Consider the following 4,792-nt stretch of genomic DNA (forward strand, 5'->3'; position numbering starts at 1 on the left):
GAACATGGTGCCGTCGGGCAGGCGTGCGATCGCCTCGTCGTCCAGCGAAAGCTTGCCGTTGTCGGCTTGCGGCAGCATCGGCATGTCGCCGGCGGCCGGGCGCACGCCGTTCAGCGGATCGAGGCCGGTGGCGTCGGCGCCCTTGTCGTCGGTCAAGAGCATGGTATCCGCGAGCGTCACTTTCACGCCCGACTGTTCCTGTCCGGCGGCGGGCGCGGCGCCCGGAGCGGTCGGGGTCAGCTCGACCGAGATGGTGTTGAGGCGCGGGCGATAGTCGGTGGTGCCTTCGACGTTATAGCCGCGATCGGGCAGCAGCCAGAGCGAGCCCTTGTAGCCGGCGCCGTCACGCGCCCAGGACTTGGTGTCGATCGACATGCCGGAACCGGAACCAAAAGTCTCGCCGAACTTGTCCTTCTGGCCGGCCGGAATGCGGCCGACGCCGACAAGCCCCTTGTTGACGTAGGCGACACCGTCGGCGAGCGCCGGGGTGAGGGCGGTGAACAGAGCAAGTGCCGCGCCGAGCGCGACGGTTCGGGTAAGACGCTTCATGAAATATCCCCTTGTGACGAGCGGAGCGGCCATGGCTGAAAGAGCGCGGCATCGGCGATGCGGCGGCCGTCGAACGGTCTAGGACGTGAACGTGATGGTTGCGTGACAAGAGGGGTGCACTTCCCCCTTCTCCCCTTGTGGGAGAAGGTGGATCGGCGCGTCAGCGCCGAGACGGATGAGGGGTGCTGGAAGAAATAAGGCGATGCCAAGCCGGAGCACCCCTCATCCGACCTCGCTTCGCTCGGCCACCTTCTCCCACAAGGGGAGAAGGGAAAAGCGATCAATCGCTTTCCCGCGCGATCAGCTCCAGCGGCCAGACCTCGCGGATGGTTCGCGGTCCCTCCGGGCCGGCATAGGCGGGGAGCGAGGCCAGCAGCATCTCGGCCAGCCGCCGGCCCATGGGCTCCAGCGACGGACGGAAGGCGGTCAGCGCCGGCGAGAAGTAGCGGCAGAGCGGCGTGTCGACGATTACGATCACCGCTATGTCGTGGCCGGGCCTGATGCCCATCTCGGCCAGTGCCTTGCAGCCGCCGAGCGCCATGGCGTCATTGTTGAAGATGATCGCCGTTGGCCTGTCCTTGGAGAGCATGACGCGCGGCGTCACCTGGTAGCCGCCGGCCTCGTTGATGAAGCCGTCGGCGATCAGGCTGGGGTCGACTTCGATGCCGTGCCTCTTCAGCGCCCTGCGGTAGCCGTCGAGGAACAGGTAGCCGAAGTTGAGATCAAGCGAAGGGCGGATGGCGGCAATGCGGCGGTGGCCCCGCGCGACCAGCCGGTCGACGGCTTCATCACCCGCTCTCTCGAAATCGATATCAAGCGAAGGATAGGTGTCGCCGCCGGATTGACTTCGGCCAAGCGTGGCGAAGGGAAGGCCCGCCTTGCTGAGATAGTCGATCCGATCGTCTTCCCGCCGTGTATTGGCCAACACGACCGCGTCGGCCCGGCGCGTCTCAACCACGCGGCGCAGCCTCTCCTGCTGATATTGACCGGGCTCACCCATGACGACCATCAGATCTAGGTCATACTCGGCGAGCCGCGCCTGCAGACCGGTCAGGAACGGGATGAAGAACGGCTCGCCATATTGCTGGTCACCGGGATGCGGTTGAAGCATGAAGGCGATCGAATGGGTGGCGCCTTTCCTCAGACTCCGGCCGGACTGGTTGGGCGCGTAGTTCAGCTTCCTGGCGGCCTCGAGCACGCGCTGGCGCGTCTCCGCATTGACATCGGCGCGGCCGTTCAGCGCGCGGGACACGGTGCCGATCGAAATGTTCAGGTGACGCGCGAGATCGTGGATGCTGGACGCCAAGGCCGGTTCTCCCCCTGTCTTCGCTAGCACCGGCCGCCCTTCAGGCCAAGCAGTGGATGTCGATTTTCGCGAGCAGGTGATTGACATTCTACGCTATCGGGTGTGTTGTCGTAAACGTTTACGGAAAAACGTTTACGGTGATGCCGTGGATTGCCGTGACACTCGGCCTGGAGGGGCCGAGCGGAGGAGGAGCGCTGGATGATGAAGGTCGTCCTGGTCGGGTGCGGAGCCATGAGCAGGCAGTGGCTCGATGCCGCAAGGCAGATCGAGGGGCTCGCCATTGCCGGCCTCGTCGATCTCGATGCGGCGCGGGCTGAGGCGAGGGCGCGCGAATACGAACTCGCCAACGCAATCGTCGGCACCAGCCTCGACGCCGTCCTCGATGAGACGAAGCCCGACGCCGTATTCGATGTCGTGGTTCCGGCGGCACGCCGCGAGGTCGCGCTTTCGGCCTTTGCCCATCATTGCCACCTGCTCACCGAAAAGCCGCTGGCCGACAGCCCCGAGAACGCGCGCGCCATCGTCGAAGCGGCGCGCCGCGCGGGCCGCATCCACGCGGTCGTCCAGAACCGGCGCTATGTCACCAATGTCAGACGGATCAGACGCTTCCTCGACTCCGGCGCCATCGGCAAGCCGACCAGCATCCATGCCGATTTCTTCATCGCGCCGCATTTCGGCGGCTTTCGCGAGGAGATGGCGCATGTACTGCTACTCGACATGGCGATCCACACCTTCGACGCCGCGCGCTACATGGTCGCCGGCGAGCCGGCCAGCGTTTATTGCCAGGAGTGGGAGCCGGCCAGTTCCTGGTACCGGCAGGGCTCGTCGGCGAGCGCCGTCTTCGACCTCGGCGGTGGCAAGGTCTTCACCTATGCCGGCTCCTGGTGCGCCGATGGCTTCCGCACCAGTTGGGAAGGCAGCTGGCGCATCGTCGCCGAGCGCGGCAGCCTGTTGTGGGACGGACATGACGGGCTGAAGGCGGAGGTGATTGCGTCCGGCCGCGACGGAATCATCGACAAGACGCAGCCGATCGATGTGCCGGCGCTCGACGCCGCTGATCGGGTGGGCGGCCATCTCGGCATCATCCAGGATTTCATGCGCGCGATCGAAACCGGCACCGAGCCGGAGACGCGCGGCACCGACAACATCAAGAGCCTGGCCATGGTCTTCGGCGCCATCGAAAGCGCGGAGACCGGACGGCGCGTGGCGATCGCGACCCAGGAAGGATGACGATGCCAAACCCGCTTCTCGATATCAGGATCGGCACCATGGTGCGGGCCAATCTCGACGACCCGGCCGCCTACATCAAACAGATCCTGCCGTTCGGCTTTGAGAGCATCCAGCCCTTCTTCTGGCAGACGCTGGGCGGCAAGGATCTGCGGCGGCTGGCTGGAGAGATCCACGAGGCGATCGGCGATGCTGACGTGACCGTTTCCTCGATCGGCGTTTTCGGCAATCCGCTGGAGAGCGGCGATACCGATCGCGGCGTGCTCGCGGCCTGGGAGACCGTGATCGACAATGCGCACCTCTTCGGCACCTCGCTGATCAGCGGCTTCACCGGCCGCATCCGCGGCAAACCGCTGACCGACAGCCTGCCGCGCTTCCGAGAAGTGTGGGGGGCATTGGCGAAGCGCGCCGCCGACAAGGGCGTGCGCATCGCCTTCGAGAATTGCGCCATGGACGGCAACTGGGCGAGCGGCGACTGGAACATTGCGCATAACCCGGATGCCTGGGAGCTGATGTTCAACGAATTGCCCAACGACAATCTCGGGCTGGAATGGGAACCGTGCCATCAGCTCGTCTATCTGATCGACCCGATCCCGCAGATCCGCAAATGGGCGCCACGCATCTTCCATGTCCATGGTAAGGACGCGACCGTGCGCTGGGACGTGATCCGCGAGCACGGCGTGTTCGGCCGCCTGCCCTTCGTGCAGATGCGCACGCCGGGCTTCGGCGACAGCGACTGGACGCGCGTGATCAGCGAATTGCGGCTGGCCGGCTACAAGGGCGCCATCGACATCGAAGGCTGGCACGACCCGGTCTATCGCGGCGACCTCGAGATCACCGGCCAAGTGCGCGCGCTCGACTATCTGAAGCAATGTCGGGGAGGGAACAGCTACCTGCCCAATCCGGTTTGAGTGCCGGCCGGCGGGAGGAGCCGGCCGATCCGAATCACTGTCGAAGCCCTTGATCGCGAGGGAACAAAAGGGAGGAACGTGCATGAGCATGACGACCAGAAGGACTGTTCTACGCTCGACCGTCGTGGCGGCCGCCACGGCGCTCTGCGCCTCGATTTCCACCTTGCCGGCAAAGGCGCTTGACGCCCAATGGTGCAAGGACGTCCATGTCCGCTTCTTCGTCGGCGGCGCCGAGGGCGACGCCTTCGGCACCATCGTCTACAATGGCGCCAAGCAGGCGGCCGCCGATCTCGGACCGAAAGTCGACTACATCTTCTCCCAGTGGGACGTCGAGAAGATGGTGCAGCAATTGCGCGAGGCGGTGGCGGTCAAGCCGAACGGCATCGCCATGATGGGCCATCCGGGCGACGCCGCGATCATGCCGCTGGCCGAGCAGGCGCATAAGGACGGCATCAAGATGATGTACCAGAACGTGCCGGTGCCGAAGGTGGTGGCGGCGTTCGGCGGCGGCTATGTCGGCGCGCAGCAGGAACAGCAGGGCCGCGCGCTCGGCGCCGAGGCCTTCAAGCTCGGCAAGCTCAAGGCCGGCGACAAGGCGATCATGATCGGCCCGTTCGAGAACGAGAACCGCGGCGCGCGCGAGCGCGGCACAGTCGCGGCGCTGAAGGAAGCGGGTGTCGAGGTCATCCAGCTCTCCTCGCCGCCGAGCGGCGAATGGGCGTCCGATCCCAACCTTGCCATTCCGGTGATCACGGCGGCGCTGCTCAACCATCCGGACGTCAAGGCGGTCGGCTATCCC

The 4,792-nt window shown here is 65.6% G+C and carries 4 protein-coding genes and 1 pseudogene; 3 read left to right on the forward strand and 2 right to left on the reverse strand.

All coding sequences use genetic code 11. From position 1 onward, the window contains the following. Positions 1-549: pseudogene (locus tag EOA29_RS25310) on the reverse strand (hypothetical protein); the annotation flags it as partial. A 280-nt stretch (positions 550-829) separates the two neighbouring features. Continuing rightward, positions 830-1,855, reverse strand: coding sequence for a LacI family DNA-binding transcriptional regulator (locus tag EOA29_RS25315; RefSeq protein ID WP_127221776.1), 1,026 nt, complete (start codon positions 1,853-1,855; stop codon positions 830-832). 198 nt (positions 1,856-2,053) lie between these two features. Between EOA29_RS25315 and EOA29_RS25320 the strand changes: the two genes are divergently transcribed. The 3 genes from EOA29_RS25320 to EOA29_RS25330 form a co-directional block, all read left to right on the forward strand. Then, a complete protein-coding gene (locus tag EOA29_RS25320) occupies positions 2,054-3,085 on the forward strand; it encodes a Gfo/Idh/MocA family oxidoreductase (protein WP_126093114.1) in 1,032 nt (343 codons plus the stop codon). Between the two features lie 2 nt (positions 3,086-3,087). Continuing rightward, positions 3,088-3,993: a sugar phosphate isomerase/epimerase gene (locus tag EOA29_RS25325; RefSeq protein WP_189349989.1), complete on the forward strand. Its 906-nt coding sequence runs from the start codon at positions 3,088-3,090 to the stop codon at positions 3,991-3,993. Between the two features lie 82 nt (positions 3,994-4,075). Beyond that, the coding region (locus EOA29_RS25330; protein ID WP_127221777.1) for a substrate-binding domain-containing protein at positions 4,076-4,792 on the forward strand (717 nt) is incomplete at its 3' end.

It is taken from the genome of Mesorhizobium sp. M1E.F.Ca.ET.063.01.1.1, assembly GCF_003998155.1.
GTDB lineage: Bacteria > Pseudomonadota > Alphaproteobacteria > Rhizobiales > Rhizobiaceae > Mesorhizobium.

Bases quoted from the DNA above. Each gene is read 5' to 3' on its own strand.
- EOA29_RS25320 (WP_126093114.1), top strand. From the start codon at position 2,054: ATGATGAAGGTCGTCCTGGTCGGGTGCGGAGCCATGAGCAGGCAGTGG.
- EOA29_RS25325 (WP_189349989.1), top strand. From the start codon at position 3,088: ATGCCAAACCCGCTTCTCGATATCAGGATCGGCACCATGGTGCGGGCC.